Consider the following 17,043-nt stretch of genomic DNA (forward strand, 5'->3'; position numbering starts at 1 on the left):
GCTGCCGGGCGTCCCCCGGCAGCCGTACGCGCCCCTGTGCTCCGCCTGCCCCGCGCCCGCTGAGCCCGCGCCGAGGGCCGGTGGCTCACACCCGCAGCACCCCCCGCACCACCTCCTCCGCCCCCGCCCCGCCGGCCCCCGACGAGGTGACCCGGCCGGACTCCAGGACGTGGTAGTGGGCGGCGGCGCGGAGGGCGAAGCCGACGTGTTGTTCGACGAGGAGGACGGAGAGACCGCCGCGGCGGGTCAGGGCGAGGATCGCCGCCTCGATCTCGGCGACGACCGAGGGCTGGACGCCTTCGGTCGGCTCGTCCAGGAGGAGCAGCCGGGGCCCGGTCACCAGGGCGCGGGCCAGGGCGAGTTGCTGGCGCTGGCCGCCGGAGAGCAGGCCGGCGGGGCGGTGGCCGAGGGCGCGCAGGGCCGGGAAGAGGTCCAGGGCCTCGTCGGTGGCGGCCCGGCCGCCGCGCCGCCCGTCGGCGACCAGGCGCAGGTTCTCGGCCGCCGTCAGCTGGGGGAAGCACTGCTGCCCCTGTGGCACGTAGGCCATGCCGCGCGCCACCCGCTGATGCGGGCGCAGCCGGGTGACGTCCTCGCCGTCGAGGCGGACGGCGCCGCGGGAGGGGGCCAGCAGCCCGGCCGCCGCGCGCAGCAAGGTGCTCTTGCCCGCGCCGTTGTGGCCGAGGACCGCGGCCACCTCGTCCCGGGGCACCGCGAGCGAGACCCCGTGCAGCACGTCGGAGCGGGCGTACCCGGCGTGGACCGCGTCGATCTCCAGCAGCGTCATGCGCCCGTCACCGCCTTCTCCTCCGCCTCGGCCACGGCCGCCGCGTCCTCGGCGGTGCCGAGGTACACCTCCTGCACCGCCGGATCGGCCCGCACCTCGTCCACCGTGCCCTCGCTCAGCACCCGGCCCGCGTGCAGCACGCTGACGGTGCGCGCGTAGGACCGCAGGAACTCCATGTCGTGTTCGATGACGACCACCGTGCGCTCGCCCGCGATCCGGTTCAGCAGGGCGCCGGTGGCGTCCCGCTCCTCGTGGCTCATCCCCGCCACCGGCTCGTCGAGCAGCAGCAGCCGTACGTTCTGGACCAGCAGCATGCCGATCTCCAGCCACTGCTTCTGGCCGTGGGCGAGGACCCCGGCCGGGCGGTCCCGCAGCGCGGTCAGGCCGATGGTCTCCAGCGCCTCGACGACCGGCTCGGGCACCGCCTTGCGCCGCCGCAGCAGGGTGCGGGCGGAGCGTCCTGCGCCCGCCGCGATGTCGAGGTTCTGCAGCACGGTCAGGTTCTCGAAGACCGTGGCGGTCTGGAAGGTCCGGCCGACGCCCGCCCGGGCGATCCGGTGCACCGGCCGCCCCAGCAGCTCGGTGCCCTCGAAGCGGACCGAGCCGGTGGCCCGGGCGAGGCCCGTGACGGCGTCGACCAGGGTGGTCTTGCCCGCGCCGTTGGGCCCGATGAGGAACCGCAGGTCGCCCGGGGCGATCCGCAGGTCCACCCCGTCGACGGCGGTGAACCCGTCGAACTCCACCCGCAGCGCGCTGATCTCCAGCCCGCAGCGGCTCTGCTCGGTGCCGGTCACGCGACCGCCTCCTTCGGTTCGGCAGTGGTCTGGTCCCCGCCGCGCCCGCGCCGTGCGAGCCGCGCCCGTACGGTCCTGGCCAGCGAGGCGAGGCCGCCCGGCAGGAAGGCGACCGCCACCACGAAGAGCAGCCCCTGGAAGTACGTCCAGGCGGCCGGGAACTCCTCGGAGAGCGCCGTCTTCGCCCAGGCCACGGCCAGCGCTCCGAGCACCGCGCCGAGCAGGCTCGCCCGGCCGCCGACGGCCGCGCCGATCACCAGCTCGATCGAGGGGACGATGCCGATCAGGGCGGGCGAGATGATGCCGACCGCCGGGACGAACAGGGCACCGGCCAGGCCCGCCATGCCCGCCGCGACGACGTAGACGGCGAGTTTGACGTTGGCCGGGTCGTATCCGAGGAAGCGGACGCGTTCCTCGCAGTCGCGGACGGCGACGAGGAGTTCGCCGTAGCGGGAGTGGATCAACTGGCGGGCCAGCGCCATCAGAAGGAGCAGGACCAGGGCGATGACGAAGTAGACCATCCGCTGGTTGGCCGGGTCGTCCAGGGCGTAGCCGAAGAAGCCCTGGATGTCGGTGAGGCCGTTGGTGCCGCCGGTCGTCGCCTGCTGGCCGACCAGCCATATCGCGAACGCCGCCGTCAGCGCCTGGCTGAGCAGCGCGAAGTACGCGCCGCGCACCCGGCGCCGGAAGATGAGCGCGCCGAGCAGCGCGGCGGCCCCCATCGGCAGCAGCACGGTCGCGGCGAGCGCGAACACCGGGTTGGCGAACGGCACCCACCACCAGGGCAGGGTGTCCGTCGTCCCGTAGAGCACCATGAAGTCGGGGAGGTTGCCGGGGCCCGCGTCGGCCAGTTTGAGGTGCATCGCCATGGCGTAGCCGCCGAGGCCGAAGAAGACGCCCTGGCCGAGGGTGAGGAGGCCGCCGCGCCCCCAGGCGAGGCAGACGCCGACGGCGACGATCGCGGTGCACAGGTACTTGGCGAGCAGCCCCAGCCGGAAGTCGGTCAGCGCGAGCGGGGCGACGGCGAAGAGCAGGACGGCGCCGACCGCGAACCCGGCGAGGGTGCGCCGGGGCCCGGCGGCGGGCAGCAGGCTCCGCCTGCGCCGGGGCACCGGCGGGGCGGGCGTGGGCGGGGGTGCGGTGGTGGTCGTCATACGAGGCTCCGGGTACGCAGGGTGTAGAGGCCCTGGGGCCGCCACTGGAGGAAGGCGACGATCGCGACGAGGACGGCGACCTTGGCGACGCTCACCGTGGTGGACCACTCCAGGACGGACTGGAGGACGCCGAGGACGAAGGCGGTGACGACGCAGCCGCGCAGCCGCCCGATCCCGCCGGCCACGATGACGAGGAAGGCGTCGATGATGACGTTGGTGCCCATGGCCGGGCCGATCGGGCCCACCAGGGTCAGGGCGACTCCGGCGACCCCGGCGAGGCCGGAGCCGAGGAAGAAGGTGGTGCGGTCGACGCGGCCGGTGGGGATGCCGGAGACCTCGGCCAGGTCGCGGTTCTGGACGACGGCGCGGACCCGGCGGCCCAGCGGCGTGCGCCGCAGCACCAGGGCGAGCGCGCCGACCGCCGCCAGCGCCAGCGCAAGGATGAACAACCGGCTGGTCGGCAGGGAGAGTTCGGCGCCGCCCAGTGGCAGGGTGACGTGCCCGGTCAGCCAGTCGGGGGCGCGGGTCTGCACGTTCGGTGCGCCGAACAGGTCACGGGCCAGCTGCTGGAGCATGAGCGAGACGCCCCAGGTGACCAGGAGCGTGTCGAGCGGCCGCAGGTAGAGCCGCCGGATGAGGAGGTGTTCGAGCACCACCCCCATCGCACCGGCCACCAGGAAGGCCAGCGGCAGCGCCAGCAGCAGCGAGAGCCCGGCGCCCGCGAGGTGCTGCTGGAGGACGTACGTGGTGTAGGCGCCGGCCATGATGAACTCGCCGTGCGCCATGTTGATGACGTTCATCTGGCCGAAGGTCAGGGAGAGCCCGAGGGCGATCAGCAGCAGGACGGCGCCGATGCTGATGCCCGTGAAGGTCTGCCCGAGGATCACCGTCATGGAAGCGGCTCCGGGGTGAGGGTGGGGGGACGAGCGGGGGAGCTGCGGTGCGGGCGGGTCAGGACAGACCGGACGCCCAGTCGTACCCCTTGAGGAACGGGTCGGGCTCGATCGGTTCGCCGGAGTTCCACACCTCGTCGATCAGCCCGTCGGCGCCGATCCGCCCGATCCGCGCGGTCTTCGCCAGGTGCTGGTTCTTCCCGTCGACCGTGACGGTCCCCTCGGGGGCCTCGAAGGCGGTGCCGTCGGCGGCGGCCCTGACCTTCTCCGGGTCGAAGGACTTGGCCTTCTCGACCATCGCCTTCCACAGGTACACCGAGGTGTACGCCGCCTCCATCGGGTCGCTGGTCGGCTTGGCCCTCCCGTACTTCGCCTGGTAGGCCTTGACGAAGGCGGTGTTCGCCCCCGTCTCGGTGGTCTGGTAGTAGTTCCACGCCGTGAGCTGGTCCTTCAGGTACTGCGGTCCGATGCTCTTCACCTCCTCCTCGGCGATCGACACCGACAGCACCGGCATGCCCTTCGCGGTGAGCCCGGCCGACTTGTACTCCTTGAAGAAGGCCACGTTGCTGTCGCCGTTGAGGGTGTTGAAGACCGCGTCGGCCCCGGCCGCCTTCACCTTGTTGGCGATGGTGGAGAACTCGGTGGAGCCCAGCGGCGCGTAGTCCTCGCCCTTCACCGTCATGCCGTGGGCCTTCGCGTACGCCTTGATGACCTTGTTGGCGGTGCGCGGGAAGACGTAGTCGCTGCCGACCAGGTAGAGCGACTTGGTGCCCTTGCTCCTCAGGTAGTCGAGGGCCGGGACGATCTGCTGGTTGGTGGTGGCGCCGGAGTAGAAGATGTACGGGGACTGCTCCAGGCCCTCGTACTGCACCGGGTAGAAGAGCAGCGAGCGGTTCTTCTCGAAGACGGGCTTGACCGCCTTGCGGCTGGCCGAGGTCCAGCAGCCGAAGGTGGCGGCCACCCGGTCCTCCCGGACGAGTTTCTGCGCCTTCTCCGCGAAGGTCGGCCAGTCGGATGCGCCGTCCTCGCTGACCGGCCGGATCTTCTTGCCGAGGACGCCGCCGGAGGCGTTGATCTCCTCGATGGCGAGCCTGACCGAGTCGCGGACGGTCACCTCGCTGATCGCCATGGTGCCGGAGAGGGAGTTGAGCAGACCGACCTTGACGGTGGAGCCCGAGGTGTCGGCCGCCACCGCCTTGCCGGCGCCACCGGCCGCGTCGCCGGTCTTGGCGCCGCAGCCGGTCGCGGTGAGGGCACCGCAGAGCAGGAACGCGCCGAGCACGGTGCGTCGGGAGGGGGAAGTCGCACGCAAGAAGAGCCTCCTGGCCGGCAAGGGCACGCGGCCGGTACGGAGTTCGACCAGACGACTCCGTGGGCCGCGCGGGGGCTCACAGCGTCGAAGGGTGGTGTTTCTCCCGTGTTTCCCGGCACTTAAGCGGAGGTTGCTTTCGGTCCGGGGCTTCACCGACGCCCGCACCCGCCTCTTCCAGTCCCGCGTCCGGGGCATCGGCGACGGCCTCGCCATCCGCCCCTGGCTCAACGAGTTCCTGTGGCCCTGTGCCCTCTACCTCGACACGGAGGACGCCCGTACCGCCGCCCAGCTCGGCGCCGTCGAGGCCGCCCGGGCGGGCATCACCACGGTGATCGACCACCACTACGCCCCGAGCGACCCCGCGCGGTCGCCTGGCTGGCCGAGGGGGGGGCTTCTCGTCCTCGATCTCGGCGTGCACGAACGCTACGGGAACCAGGTGTTCCTCGACAGCGGCCTGCTGCGGACCTTCCGGCAGATCGCCGACGACCGGATCGGCGCCCCCGCCCCGGCCTGGCGGGACGGCTACTTCCACGGCGCCCACCGCACCGGCACCGAACTGATCGCCGACCGGGTGGAGGAGCTGCCGGTCTCGGGGGAGCGCCCGTCGAGAGCGGTGTGGGAGACGGACTATTTCCGCAGCGCCGCCGAGCCCCACCTGGCCACCACCGGCACGCTCGTCCCGCGGCAGACCCCCCCCTCGCCCGCCGTCGGCAGAAGCACGGGCCGGTCAAGAAGACGATGAGTCATGTCGCCTACAACGGCCTGCCGCCGGTGGTGCGGCGCCGGCCGAAGCGGTGGGCCAGGGAACGCCAGCTCTTCTGAGCCCCCCCCTGCTGTCCCGCCCACGCCCCGGCGGGACGGCCGACGGGCGCCGCCCGCCCCCTGCCGTGACGGCGGGCAGCGGGCGGCGCCCGTGTGGGGAGGAGCGGCCTGGTCAGGCCTCCGGCGAGGGGAAGGTCGGGTACTCGACCCCGGAGACGTGCTGGACGACCCGGATGACCTGGCAGGAGTAGCCGAACTCGTTGTCGTACCAGAGGTAGAGGATCGCGTTGTCGCCGTCGACCTTGGTGGCGCCGGCGTCGACGATCGAGGCGTGGCGCGAGCCGATGAAGTCGCTGGAGACCGCGTCGGGGGCGGTGATGAAGTCGATCTGGCGCTTCAGCGGCGAGGTCAGCGACACCTCGCGCAGGTGGTCGAGGACCTCCTCGCGGGTGGTCTCGCGGCCCAGCCGCAGGCTGAGGATGGCGATCGAGACGTCCGGCACCGGGACGCGGATAGAACTGCCGGTGATCGGCGCCTTCAGCTCGGGCAGCGCCTTGGCGACGGCGGAGGCGGCGCCGGTCTCGGTGATGACCATGTTGAGCGGCGCGGAGCGGCCGCGGCGGTCGGACGGGTGGTAGTTGTCCAGCAGGTTCTGGTCGTTGGTGAACGAGTGGACGGTCTCCACGTGGCCGCGGAGCACGCCGTACTCGTCCGCCATCGCCTTCAGCGGCGGGACGATCGCGTTGGTGGTGCAGGAGGCGCAGGAGAGGATCCGCTCGTCCGGCTTGACGTCCTCGTGGTTGACGCCGTGCACGATGTTGGGGACGTCGCCCTTGCCCGGCGCGGTCAGCACGACCTTGGCGATGCCGGGGCGCAGGTGGTTCGAGAGCCCCTCGCGGTCGCGCCAGCGACCGGTGTTGTCGATGAGGATGGCGTCCTTGACGCCGTACTCCGTGTAGTCGACCGTCGTCGGGTCGTCGGAGTAGATCACCTGGATCTCGTGGCCGTTGGCGATGATCTTGTCGTTCGCCTCGTCCACGGTGATGGTGCCCTGGAACTGGCCGTGGATGGAGTCGCGGCGCAGCAGCGAGGCGCGCTTGACGATGTCCTGGCCCTTGCCCCGGCGCACCACGATGGCGCGCAGCCGCAGGCCGTTGCCCGACCCGGCCTTCTCGATGAGCAGGCGGGCGACGAGGCGGCCGATCCGGCCGAAGCCGTAGAGGACGACGTCGCGCGGCTCGCGGCGGTCGATCTTCTGGTCGCCGGTGGCACCGGCGACGGCGGCGGCGGTGAACTCGGCGACGCTCAGGCCGCGGTCGTCGCTCTTGTACGTCGCGGCGAGCATGCCGATGTCGATCTGCGACGGCCCCAGGTCGAGCGTGGTGAGCGCCTGAAGGAACGGCATCGTCTCGGTGACCGAGAGCTCGGCGCCCGCGATCTGCCGGGCGAACCGGTGGGTCTTCAGGATGCTGACCACCGACTTGTTCACCAAGGAGCGGCTGTGGAGGAGGACGGTGACGTCCCGCTCACGCTGCAGCTTCCCGATGATCGGGATCATCGACTCCGCGATCTCCTCGCGGTTCTTCCAGTTGGTGAACGAGTCCTCGTTGACAGTCACAGGTTTATCTTTCGAGCTAGGCGGTGCTCATATGCTAACCCGCTCATCCTTTCGGTCTCCCGGCGGTCTCCCCGAGGGTGCCGACTGCGTCCCTCGCGTGGCGATACGAGGCGTTCACGCGCCCGCCAGGGCGGACGGACCGGTCGGCGTCCGCCCGCCCTCGCGGTGCCTGCCGGGTCAGAAGGTGAGCTTCCGACTGGTGAGCGCCGCCGGGGCGTCGCCCGGGGCGGCCGGCGCCGTGGTGTTCCCGCACGGCGTTCCGGGCGCGGCTCGGCCCTCTCCATGCAGTACCGCGACGAGCGGCTCTACCTGGTCACCACGGACGGCTCGCTGGTCTGCGTGGACGCGAGCGAGGCGGCGGTCACCGCGGCCCAGCAGGGCACGGTGCCGGTCGCCCGGGACGTCAAGCTCGCCGCCGCGCTGCCCGCCCGCGCCCCGGCCACCGCCGCCGGCGCGCTGGCCACCGTCGGCCGGGCTCCTGCCGGGGCCGTCGTGGTCGAGTGCGTCCAGGAGGGCGGCCGCCTCCGGGTCCAGGTGACCTCCGAGGGGTACGACCCGTCGTGGAACGTCCAGTTCCCCCGCGCGATACGCGAGTCCGGCGCGCGGTACGTGGTGGACGCCCTGCACGCCGCCTCCGGCGGCTTCTACCGGGTCCGCGGGGACATCCGCCGCCTGCTCTGACCGGCGGTACGCGGGACCGGCCGTCCGCCGGGCCGGGGGCGTGACGGGCGGTCAGTTCCGGGGCGTGAGGGGCTGGTGCACGAGGAGTTGGTGCGCGACCATGATCGGGCCCGGTCCGCCGGGCGCGCCGAGTGGCCGCCCCAGGCCGGGCGGCCCGCTGAACTGCCTGATGGGAGACGGAAGATGACGCCGCCGGCCGAACAAGAGCTGAACAACGGGGTGCCGCACTCCGCGCGGATCTGGAACTACTGGCTGGGCGGCAAGGACAACTACGACGCCGACCGCGAGCTCGGGCAGCGGATGGCGGAGATGTTCCCCCAGATCGTCGACATCGCCCGCGCCTCCCGCCAGTTCCAGGCGCGCGCGGTACGCCACCTCGCGGCACAGGCGGGGGTGCGGCAGTTCCTCGACCTCGGCACCGGGCTCCCCACCGCCGAGGCCACCCACCAGGTCGCCCAGGCGGTCGCCCCCACCTCCCGCGTCGTCTACGTCGACCACGACCCGATCGTCCTGGCTTACGCCCGGGCCCTGCTGACCAGCGGCCCCGAGGGCGCCACGGACTATGTGCACGCCGACCTGACCGACGCGCCCACCGTGCTGCGGGAGGCGAGCCGCACCCTGGACCTCACCCAGCCGGTCGCGGTGCTGCTGATGTCGACCCTCGGCCATGTCGCCGACGACGCCCAGGCGTCCGCCCTGGTACGCGCCTACCTCGACGCCCTGCCCGCCGGCAGCCACCTGGTCCTGTGCGACACCATCGAGACCCCCGAGACCAAGGCGGGCTCGGACGAGTACGCGGAGGGCGGCGCCGTCCCCTACATCTCCCGCCCCCAGGAGATCATCGCCTCGTTCTCCGACGGCCTCGACCTCCTGCCCCCCGGCTTCGGCTCGATCAGCCTCTGGCGCCCCGACACACCGCCGACCGGCGAGCCGGTCGAGCAGTGGGGCTTCGTGGGGGTCAAGCGGTAGGCACTGACAGGCCGTGGCCCGGTCGGCGTGGCCCGGCCGGGCAGGGGGCCAGAGGGTGCGGCGGCCCCCAGGAGCCCCGGCACCTCGCGGTACGCCACCTTCTCTCTCGCACCGTGCCGCCGCACCACCCCTGAGCTCAGCCGGGCGCCTCCGGAAGTGGCCTCAAGCGCCGGCCGGACTGGAGCGTGCCGCACTCAGCCCGACCGGGTGTCAGGCGCGGGCTTTCTCGCGGATCCGGATCGCGGAGAGCCCTCCGGCGCACGCCAGGACCACGAGACCGGTGCCGACGCTGACCACGATCTGCGTCACTCCCTCGAAGGCGAAGCTGGTGGAGACATTGGCGGCCAACGCCGCCACCAGCAGAATCCAGAGCAGGGGCTTCATGGGCCATCCTTTTCGTCGGTCCAGGACACCGTCCTGGCGGAGCCCCATCATGCCCAAGGATACCGGCGACGGGACATGGGGCTGCCCCCGGAACGGGGGCACGGGCGGCCCCAATTGGCCTTCCGAAGGAGCCCGGGCTCGTACGAGCCCGGACGGCACGCGGCGCGCCACTCGCCGCTCACGCCTACGACCGCCCACGCCTGCGACCGCCCACGCCTGCGACCGCCCACGCCTGCGGGCGTCCCCCCTTGGGGCGCCGCCGGCCAAGTGCTGTGGCCCGTGCGGCCCCGTGCGGACGAGGACGAGGGAACCGGTGGCGACCGCGAGGTTCAGGAGGAGCAGGCGCGCAGGCGGGTCGTCGCCCAGAACAGGCGAGCACCGAAGAAGGCTCTGGCGAAGGCGTCGGCCCGCTCGACGGTGTTCGGCCGGGGCAGGGCGGTCGACAGGACGAGGGCTGCCGAGGCGGTGTATCCGGCCGCCGTTCCCGCGCACAGGGCGCTGTAGGGGAGGGCGGCGGCGGGGCCCTCAGCCCGCCCCCGCCCGGCGCTCGGCGCTCGGCACCCGGCACCCGGGTCCCCTTCCGCGACGCGCCGCGTCCGCGCCGCTCATCCGGCCCCGCCCCGCCGCATGCTCGACCCTGGAGCCCGGGGCGCCCCGGCCGCCCCGGACCGCCCGCCGGAAGAGGAGAGGATCCGCCATGCACGACACCGGCCCGCCCGACCGCCCCGGCAGCACCCCTCGCGAGGAGGCCGACACGCCCTCCTCCGAGCCGGGCGCGGAGCCCGCGGCGGGCTATCTGCCCATCGGCGAGCACGGCATCATCGGTGACCTGCGGACCGCCGCCCTGGTCGGCACCGACGGGCGGATCGACTGGTTCTGCGCACCGCGGTTCGACTCGCCGAGCCTCTTCGGCGGGCTGCTCGACGCGGAGAAGGGCGGCAGCTGGCGGCTGGACCCGCTCTGCCGGGTCGCCTCCCGCCAGCAGTTCTACTTTCCCGACACCAACATCCTCGTCACCCGGATGCTCACCGAGGACGGCATCGTCGAGGTGCAGGACTTCATGCCGGTGCTGCGGCCCCGCGACCCCGGCCACCAGCAGCGCCTGGTCCGCCGCGTCGTCGCGGTCCGCGGGCAGATGCGGATGCGCTCGCTGGTCGCGCCGCGCATGGACTACGGCCGCGCCCCGCACGAGCTGAGCCTGCACGGGCACCTCGCCGAGTTCACCGGCGAAGGGCTGGTGGTCAGCGTCCGCTCCGACCGCCCCTGGAAGGAGGCGGGGCCCGACGGCACCGACGCCGAGGCGACGTTCGCCCTGCAGGAGGGCGAATCGGCCCTGTTCGTCCTGGAGACCCGGGAGCCCGGCGGCGCACGCCCGCCGGAGGAGATCACCCCGGATGGCGCCGAACACCTCTTCCGCGCCACCGTCGCCTTCTGGCGGAACTGGCTCGCCCGCTCCACCTACACCGGCCGCTGGCGCGAGATGGTCCACCGCTCCGCCCTCACCCTCAAACTCCTCACCCACGAACCCACCGGCGCCCTGATCGCCGCCCCCACCCTGGGCCTCCCCGAGGAACAGGGCGGCGTCCGCAACTGGGACTACCGCTACGTCTGGATCCGCGACGCCGCCTTCTCCCTCTACGCACTGCTGCGCCTCGGCTTCACCGACGAGGCCGAGGCGTTCTTCGACTGGCTCGCCCGCTCCGTCCGCCGCTGCGACGACGGCCGCACCGGTCCGCTGCACGTCCTCTACTCCATCGACGGCCACTCCGACCTCCCCGAGGAGGAACTGCCCCATCTGGAGGGCTACCGGGGCGCCTCCCCCGTACGCGTCGGCAACCGTGCCTCCCAGCAGCTCCAGCTCGACGTGTACGGCGAACTCTTCGACTCCGTCTACCTGTTCAACAAGTACGGCGACGGCATCTCCTGGGACACCTGGTCCGACCTGGTGGGCGTCCTCGACTGGCTGCTCGACCACTGGGACAGCGCCGACGAGTCGATCTGGGAGGCCCGCTCGGGGCCGCACCGGCACACCTACTCGCGGGTGATGTGCTGGGTGGCGGTCGAGCGGATGGTCCGCATCGCCCGCCAGCGCGGCCTCCCCGCCGACCTGGTCCGCTGGACCTCCGTCCGCGACACCATCTACCGGCAGGTCATGGCGCAGGGGTGGAACGACCGGCTGGGCAGCTTCGTGCAGCGCCTCGCCGACGAGGACGGCGAGCAGCCGCCGGAGATCCTCGACGCCGCGCTGCTCCTGATGCCCATGGTCAAGTTCGTCTCCCCGCGCGACGAAATGTTCCGCTCCACGCTGCGCGCGATCAGTAAGGGCCTGGTCGCCGACTCACTGGTCTTCCGCTACGACGCCTCGGTGGCGGGCGACGGCCTGGACGGCACCGAGGGCACCTTCTCGCTCTGCTCCTTCTGGTGGGTGGAGGCGCTGACCCGCACCGGGCGGACCGAGGACGCCCGGCTGGCGCTGGAGAAGACCTTCAGCTTCGCCAACCACCTCGGCCAGTACGCGGAACAGGTCGGCGTCACCGGCGAACACCTCGGCAACTTCCCCCAGGCGCTGACCCACCTCGCCCTCATCAGCGCCGCCGTCAACCTTGACCGCGCCATGGGATGACCAGCCGGCGCGCGGCCGGAGAGGATCGCGGTATGTCCAGCGAGCGCCTCCTGCGCATCCACAGCCCCGAGTTCCGGGCCATGGCCGAGAGGGTCCTGCGGGCGACCGAACTCACCTCCCGCCTGAACGTCCTGCCCTTCGACGACGAGGCGGGCAAGGAGGCCCTGTTCGAGCGGATCCTCGGCAGGCCGCTGCCGGAGAGTGCCACGATCTACCCGCCCTTCTACACCGACCACGGTCTCCGCCTCGACCTCGCCGAGCGGGTGTTCATCAACCAGAACTGCACGTTCCTCGACTACGCGGGCATCCGGCTCGCCGAGCGGGTGATGGTCGGTCCGAGAGCCACCTTCATCACCGTCAGCCACCCGGTCGACCCCGGCGAGCGGCGGGGGTGGCTGACCGGCGGGCCGATCGACGTGGCGGAGAACGTCTGGATCGGCGCCGGTGCCACCATCCTGCCCGGCGTCAGCATCGGCCGTGACGCCGTGGTCGCCGCCGGAGCCGTGGTGGCCGAGGACGTCCCGGCGGCCAGCCTGGTGACCGGCGGCAAGGCCACCGTGCGCCGGCAGTGGTGACGCGCTGAAGGGGTGGGCGGCCCGCCCGGCCGCGCGGTACGTTCCCATGACCGCACTCGGCGCCGTGTTTCGCGGCCGCGCGAGACGGTCACCCGGCGCACCGAGGCCCTCGCCGACGAGGAGGTGGTCACCTGCTGACGCCGCGACGCCCCGATAGCGCACGAGGAAGGGCAATTCGCCCCCTCCCCGCCCGGCCGCCGGACCCACCAGGCACACTTCATCTGTAGCAGTCTCACCACCAAGGGGATCACGCATGATCACGTTGCAGAAGGAAGACGGCCCGGCCGATCTGGACGGAGTGACCCACCTGTCCATCGGGGTGTCCTGGGACGCCACCGTCGGTGCCAGCGGCGGCATCCTGGGCAAGATCCGGCAGAAGGCCGGTACGGACCTCGACCTGATCGCCATCGCGATGCAGAACGGCGAGCCCGTCCGCCTCGCGGGCCTGGACTCCCTGGACCCGCTGGGCAACGGCTCGCTGGTGCACAGCGGTGACAACCAGACCGGCCACGGCGACGGCGACGACGAGACGGTGACCGTGGAGTTCTCCCGGGTGCCGACCAACATCAACGCCATCGTCTTCATCGCGGCCGCCTACAAGAAGCGCAGCTCGTTCCAGAACGCCCGGAACATCAGCTTCAAGGTCTACGACGCGACCGGCGGCAGCGCCCAGCAGGTAGCCGACATCTGGCCGAGCCTCCTCACCGACGACAACGGCTGTGCCGTTGCCAAGGCGATGCGGGTCGGCTCCAGCTGGAAGCTCCAGGTGATCAACGAGACCGGCAAGATCAAGCAGGGCGACGAGCGCGCCCTGATGCGCTTCGCCGTCAGCAAGTAACTACCCACTCTCGTCCTGCCACCGTCGTACCTGGTGGGCGCCCCCACTCCGGCCGAACCCGGAACAGGGGCGCGGGTATTGGGCTGCTGACGCGACGACTGCCAGAACGGGCAACGGAATCCAGGGCCCGGCCCCCGCGCCACGCCCCCGCACCGACACACCGGTGCGGAGGCGGCGCGGGAGCCGGGCCTTGCTGTTGTTCACGAGGGCACGCGGGAAGGCGCGCCCCCTTGGCGGGCGGACCGTTCAGCCCCGCTCGCCCCTCCCCTGCAGATGAAGTGACCGCAGGGCCGCCTCCAGGGCGAAGCGGTGGTCGGGGTGGGTGAGGCGGGGGTGAGGCGGGGGCCCAGGTGGGTGTCGAGGTTGCGGAGGCGGTAGCGGACGGTCTGGGCGTGGACGCCGAGGGCCTCGCCGACCTGTTCGGCGGGGGCGCGGGTGGAGATGTGGACGCGGAGGGTTTCGACCAGGCGGTCGCGGCGGCTGGGGGAGAGGCCGTCGAGGGGGGGCCAGTTCGCGGGCGGCGAGGCGGGCGACGAGGGCAGGGTCGGACAGCAGCCACAGGGTCGTCAGGTGGTCCTCGCAGAAGACCAGGGGGGCGTCGGGGATGACGCGGTCGTCGATGAGCTGGAGGACGCGGCGGGCCCAGCGGATCGAGTCGGCGGCCTGCGCCGGGGGGAGCGTCACCCCGGCCACGGCGTGGGTGGAGCCGAGGGCCCGGTCGAGCATCTGGAGCCGGGCGGGGGTGAGGGGGCCGGGGACGAGCAGGTGCGGCTGGGGGATGCCGGGGTCGGCCAGCACGTCGGCGTCGAGGTGGGCCTGGAGCTGGTCGTGGACCGGGGTGCGCAGCGCGATGAGCGTGCATTCCGCGGGGAGATCCCAGGCGGCGGCCTCGCAGAGGGAGGCGATGGTGGCGTGCGGCAGGGGCGGCGTGGCCGGGCGCCGCTCAAGAAGGACAGCGCCGAACTCGGCCGGCTCTCCGGCACCCTCGGCGAACACACCTCGCAGATCGAGGAGTTCCTCGCCACGACGCCCGCCAAGATGACCGCGCTGGCCCCGCCAAGACCCTGCTCACCGGCAAGGCCGTCGAGCAGCACCGCACGCTCCTCGGCCAGGTCGCCGCCCAGGCCGACGAGCAGAAGGCCGTCCTCACCACCACCGTCACCGACAGCGCCGTGGAGCGGATCGACGGCGACCGCGCCCGGGTCCTCGTCTACGCCGACCAGAGCAGCGTCAGCACCGCGGGCGGCGACGGGAAGAAGGGCCAGGCCCAGGACGAAGGGGTCTACGCGGGTGCCATGTTCGCCGTCGACGTCGTCCACCGCGACGGACGCTGGCTCGTCAGCTCCATCGACACCTTCGGCCGCTGACCCGGCCCGGCCCCGACCGGCCCGGGCCGCCGCCGCGCCCGCAGGGACCACCACCGACAGGAGTGACCGCGATGCCCGTACCCCGTGGACGACGCCTGCCCGCGCGCACCCGCAAGGGGCTGCGCTCCAGCGCCGTCGCGATCGCCGCCATGGCCCTCCTCACCGCCTCCCAGGCCCCCGGGCTCCTCCCCGAGGCGCTGAGCGACGCCCCGGCGGACGAGGAACGCGCCGCCTACGCCGCCCCGCCGCCCCCGGCGGATCCGCCGGGCGAGGACGCCTACCACACCGAACTCCCGCCGCTGAAGGGCGCGAAGGGCGGCAAGGGCCCCTCGGGTGGCGCCCCGCCCGCCGTACCGGCCCGCGACCAGTCCGGTATCCCGGCGACGGTGCTGCGCGCCTACCGCGCGGCCGAGCGCCGAGTGGCCGGCAGCGATCCCGGGTGCCGCCTCTCCTGGGAGCTCCTCGCGGCGATCGGCAAGGTGGAGTCCGGGCACGCCCGCGGCGGCGCCGTGGACGCTGGCGGCACCACCCGGGGCCGGATCACCGGCCCGGCGCTCGACGGCAACGGCTTCGCACTGATCCGCGACACCGACGGCGGCGCCCACGACGGCGACACCGTCTACGACCGGGCGGTCGGGCCCATGCAGTTCCTCCCCTCCACCTGGGCCCGCTGGGGCGCCGACGGCAACGGCGACGGCCGCAGCGATCCCGACAACATCCACGACGCCGCCCTCGCCGCGGGCCACTACCTCTGCGCCGGCTCCCGCGACCTGGGCCGGGGCGCCGACCTGGACCGCGCCATCCTCAGCTACAACTACTCGCGCGACTACCTGAGGCTGGTCCGCCACTGGATGGAGTTCTACCGGGGCGGCGTCCACACCGTCCCCGACGGGAAGGGCACCCTCCCCACCAGCCCCGGCCCGGGCGGCAAGGCCCCCGCCACCCGGCCCGTGGACGGGGACGACGGGGACGGCGGCATCGTCATCGGCCCCGACCCGGGCGACGACAAGCCCGGCACTCCGAAGCCGGACCCGACCAAGCCCTCCCAGCCGTCCCCCTCCCCGAAGCCGCCCACCAGCCCGTCCCCGGGGTCCTCGGAGCCGCCGGCCGAGACCCCCGGCCCCAGCCCCGACCCCTCCGACCCCGGCACCCCGACCGACCCGGGCACGCCCACGCCCCCGGAGGGGTGCGAGACCCCGAGCCCCGCTCCGGACCCGACCGAGACGCCCGACCCCGAACCCGGCCCCAGCCCGTCCCCGACCGACCCGGAGTGCCCCGCCCCGACGGACGGCTGACGGAGCGGCGCGCTCGGGACGACAGCGGGCGCGGGGGCGTACGCACGTCGCGTACGCCCCCGCGCCCGAGGCTGTCCGCGGCCGCGCCGAGGCGCGGCGTGTCACAGCACCTCCAGCGGCACCTTCCGCGTCGGAGGCGGGAAGGCGCGGTCCAGCGCGGCCAGGTCGTCGGCGGAGAGGCGGATGTCGCGGGCCGCCGCGTTCTCCTCGACGTGCTCGCGCGAGCCCGCCTTCGGGATGGCGATCACGTCGTCGTGGCGCAGCACCCACGCCAGCGCGATCTGCACCGGCGTCGCGCCGTGCGCCTCGGCCACCTCGCGCAGCGCCTCGTGGCCGAGCAGCCGCCCCTGCTCCACCGGCGAGTACGCCATGAGCGGCACCGCCAGTTCGCGGCAGCGGGGGATCAGGTCGTACTCGGGGCCGCGCCGGGTGAGGTTGTAGAGGATCTGGTCGGTGTCGGGGTGAGCGGCTGCCGGGAGGTCGGCGAGGTCGTCCACGTCCAGGTTGCTCACGCCCCAGGCGCCGACCGTGCCGTCCGCCACCAGCCCCTCCAGCGCCTCGACCGTCTCGTCGAGCGGGACCGGACCGCGCCAGTGCAGCAGGTAGAGGTCGATCCGGTCGGTCCCCAGCCGCCGCAGGCTGGCGCGGCACGCGTCGACGGTGCCCTGGGCGTCGGCGTTCGACGGCAGGACCTTGCTGACCAGGAACACGTCGTCGCGGCGGCCCTGGACGGCCTCGCCGACCAGCTCCTCGGCGCGGCCGCTGCCGTACATCTCGGCGGTGTCGATCAGGGTCAGGCCGAGGTCGATCCCGTGGCGCAGCGCGGCGATCTCCTCGGCGCGGCGCGCCGGGTCGTCGCCCATGTGCCAGGTGCCCTGGCCGAGGGCGGGGACCACCGCCCCCGACGGGAGGGTCACGGTCCTGGTCGTCGTCATCGTCACTCCTTCTTCCGTTGCGGCCCGGGCCGAGTCGGCCGGACCGTTCGTACAGGGCC

15 protein-coding genes and 3 pseudogenes are annotated in these 17,043 nt (G+C 73.2%); 9 read left to right on the forward strand and 9 right to left on the reverse strand.

Going from position 1 to position 17,043, the window contains the following annotated elements:
* Window positions 1–85 precede the first annotated feature (85 nt).
* From urtE to urtA, 5 genes are read right to left on the reverse strand one after another with little or no spacing between them, the layout of a single operon-like run.
* Window positions 86–784, reverse strand: coding sequence for an urea ABC transporter ATP-binding subunit UrtE (gene urtE, locus ACFWMZ_RS23135; RefSeq protein WP_383177741.1), 699 nt, complete (start codon window positions 782–784; stop codon window positions 86–88).
* Complete coding sequence (gene urtD / locus ACFWMZ_RS23140; protein WP_383177738.1) at window positions 781–1,578, reverse strand: urea ABC transporter ATP-binding protein UrtD; 798 nt, start codon at window positions 1,576–1,578, stop codon at window positions 781–783. The genes urtE and urtD overlap by 4 nt, the downstream gene beginning before the upstream one ends.
* Window positions 1,575–2,732 carry an urea ABC transporter permease subunit UrtC gene (gene urtC, locus ACFWMZ_RS23145; RefSeq protein WP_383177735.1) on the reverse strand — a complete coding sequence of 386 codons (1,158 nt, stop codon included), beginning with the start codon at window positions 2,730–2,732 and terminating at the stop codon, window positions 1,575–1,577. The genes urtD and urtC overlap by 4 nt, the downstream gene beginning before the upstream one ends.
* Window positions 2,729–3,625, reverse strand: a complete 897-nt coding sequence (gene urtB, locus ACFWMZ_RS23150; protein WP_383177732.1) for an urea ABC transporter permease subunit UrtB — start codon at window positions 3,623–3,625, stop codon at window positions 2,729–2,731. The genes urtC and urtB overlap by 4 nt, the downstream gene beginning before the upstream one ends.
* A gap of 58 nt (window positions 3,626–3,683) precedes the next feature.
* Window positions 3,684–4,937, reverse strand: coding sequence for an urea ABC transporter substrate-binding protein (urtA, locus tag ACFWMZ_RS23155; RefSeq protein ID WP_383177730.1), 1,254 nt, complete (start codon window positions 4,935–4,937; stop codon window positions 3,684–3,686).
* Between the two features lie 130 nt (window positions 4,938–5,067).
* On the opposite strand from urtA, the gene ACFWMZ_RS23160 reads away from it, so the two are divergent.
* On the forward strand, window positions 5,068–5,679 hold the full coding sequence (locus tag ACFWMZ_RS23160) for a DUF6716 putative glycosyltransferase (RefSeq protein WP_383203829.1): 612 nt from the start codon (window positions 5,068–5,070) through the stop codon (window positions 5,677–5,679).
* A gap of 192 nt (window positions 5,680–5,871) precedes the next feature.
* On the opposite strand, the gene ACFWMZ_RS23165 is transcribed toward ACFWMZ_RS23160, so the two are convergent.
* Entirely contained in the window at window positions 5,872–7,317 is a 1,446-nt protein-coding gene (locus ACFWMZ_RS23165; protein ID WP_383203832.1) for a glyceraldehyde-3-phosphate dehydrogenase, read from the reverse strand.
* Between the two features lie 258 nt (window positions 7,318–7,575).
* Here ACFWMZ_RS23165 and ACFWMZ_RS23170 point away from each other — a divergent pair.
* Window positions 7,576–7,998 (forward strand): annotated as a pseudogene (locus ACFWMZ_RS23170) (molybdenum metabolism regulator); the annotation flags it as partial.
* 183 nt (window positions 7,999–8,181) lie between these two features.
* Window positions 8,182–8,967, forward strand: coding sequence for an SAM-dependent methyltransferase (locus tag ACFWMZ_RS23175; protein WP_383203835.1), 786 nt, complete (start codon window positions 8,182–8,184; stop codon window positions 8,965–8,967).
* Between the two features lie 210 nt (window positions 8,968–9,177).
* Here ACFWMZ_RS23175 and ACFWMZ_RS23180 read toward each other — a convergent pair whose 3' ends face one another.
* On the reverse strand, window positions 9,178–9,351 hold the full coding sequence (locus tag ACFWMZ_RS23180) for a hypothetical protein (RefSeq protein WP_383177718.1): 174 nt from the start codon (window positions 9,349–9,351) through the stop codon (window positions 9,178–9,180).
* A 279-nt stretch (window positions 9,352–9,630) separates the two neighbouring features.
* Here ACFWMZ_RS23180 and ACFWMZ_RS23185 point away from each other — a divergent pair, with 279 nt between their 5' ends.
* The 4 genes from ACFWMZ_RS23185 (at window position 9,631) to ACFWMZ_RS23200 (ending at window position 13,387) form a co-directional block, all read left to right on the forward strand.
* On the forward strand, window positions 9,631–9,855 hold the full coding sequence (locus ACFWMZ_RS23185) for a hypothetical protein (protein WP_383203838.1): 225 nt from the start codon (window positions 9,631–9,633) through the stop codon (window positions 9,853–9,855).
* A gap of 193 nt (window positions 9,856–10,048) precedes the next feature.
* Window positions 10,049–11,974, forward strand: coding sequence for a glycoside hydrolase family 15 protein (locus tag ACFWMZ_RS23190; RefSeq protein WP_383177715.1), 1,926 nt, complete (start codon window positions 10,049–10,051; stop codon window positions 11,972–11,974).
* A 32-nt stretch (window positions 11,975–12,006) separates the two neighbouring features.
* Window positions 12,007–12,549 (forward strand): DapH/DapD/GlmU-related protein, encoded by a 543-nt coding sequence (locus ACFWMZ_RS23195; protein WP_383203841.1) that lies wholly within the window; start codon window positions 12,007–12,009, stop codon window positions 12,547–12,549.
* 253 nt (window positions 12,550–12,802) lie between these two features.
* The gene (locus ACFWMZ_RS23200; protein WP_383177709.1) at window positions 12,803–13,387 is read left to right on the forward strand and encodes a TerD family protein; all 585 of its coding nucleotides are present in this window, start codon (window positions 12,803–12,805) and stop codon (window positions 13,385–13,387) included.
* Between the two features lie 246 nt (window positions 13,388–13,633).
* On the opposite strand, the pseudogene ACFWMZ_RS23205 reads toward ACFWMZ_RS23200, so the two are convergent.
* Window positions 13,634–14,320, reverse strand: a pseudogene (locus ACFWMZ_RS23205) (helix-turn-helix domain-containing protein); the annotation flags it as partial.
* A gap of 107 nt (window positions 14,321–14,427) precedes the next feature.
* Between ACFWMZ_RS23205 and ACFWMZ_RS23210 the strand changes: the two are divergent.
* Window positions 14,428–14,754, forward strand: a pseudogene (locus tag ACFWMZ_RS23210) (hypothetical protein); the annotation flags it as partial.
* Between the two features lie 71 nt (window positions 14,755–14,825).
* Entirely contained in the window at window positions 14,826–16,049 is a 1,224-nt protein-coding gene (locus ACFWMZ_RS23215; RefSeq protein WP_383203844.1) for a lytic murein transglycosylase, read from the forward strand.
* Window positions 16,050–16,150: 101 nt separating this feature from the next.
* Here the strand turns inward: ACFWMZ_RS23215 and ACFWMZ_RS23220 are convergent, their stop codons facing one another.
* Window positions 16,151–16,984, reverse strand: coding sequence for an aldo/keto reductase (locus tag ACFWMZ_RS23220; protein ID WP_383183261.1), 834 nt, complete (start codon window positions 16,982–16,984; stop codon window positions 16,151–16,153).
* Between the last annotated feature and the right edge of the window lie 59 nt (window positions 16,985–17,043).

This window comes from Streptomyces sp. NPDC058373 (genome assembly GCF_042723275.1).
Taxonomy (GTDB): domain Bacteria; phylum Actinomycetota; class Actinomycetes; order Streptomycetales; family Streptomycetaceae; genus Streptomyces.

Bases quoted from the DNA above. Each gene is read 5' to 3' on its own strand.
- ACFWMZ_RS23215 (WP_383203844.1), top strand. From the start codon at position 14,826: ATGCCCGTACCCCGTGGACGACGCCTGCCCGCGCGCACCCGCAAGGGG.
- urtB (WP_383177732.1), bottom strand. From the start codon at position 3,625: ATGACGGTGATCCTCGGGCAGACCTTCACGGGCATCAGCATCGGCGCC.
- ACFWMZ_RS23220 (WP_383183261.1), bottom strand. From the start codon at position 16,984: ATGACGACGACCAGGACCGTGACCCTCCCGTCGGGGGCGGTGGTCCCC.
- ACFWMZ_RS23180 (WP_383177718.1), bottom strand. From the start codon at position 9,351: ATGAAGCCCCTGCTCTGGATTCTGCTGGTGGCGGCGTTGGCCGCCAAT.
- urtC (WP_383177735.1), bottom strand. From the start codon at position 2,732: ATGACGACCACCACCGCACCCCCGCCCACGCCCGCCCCGCCGGTGCCC.
- ACFWMZ_RS23175 (WP_383203835.1), top strand. From the start codon at position 8,182: ATGACGCCGCCGGCCGAACAAGAGCTGAACAACGGGGTGCCGCACTCC.
- urtE (WP_383177741.1), bottom strand. From the start codon at position 784: ATGACGCTGCTGGAGATCGACGCGGTCCACGCCGGGTACGCCCGCTCC.
- ACFWMZ_RS23190 (WP_383177715.1), top strand. From the start codon at position 10,049: ATGCACGACACCGGCCCGCCCGACCGCCCCGGCAGCACCCCTCGCGAG.
- ACFWMZ_RS23200 (WP_383177709.1), top strand. From the start codon at position 12,803: ATGATCACGTTGCAGAAGGAAGACGGCCCGGCCGATCTGGACGGAGTG.
- ACFWMZ_RS23195 (WP_383203841.1), top strand. From the start codon at position 12,007: ATGTCCAGCGAGCGCCTCCTGCGCATCCACAGCCCCGAGTTCCGGGCC.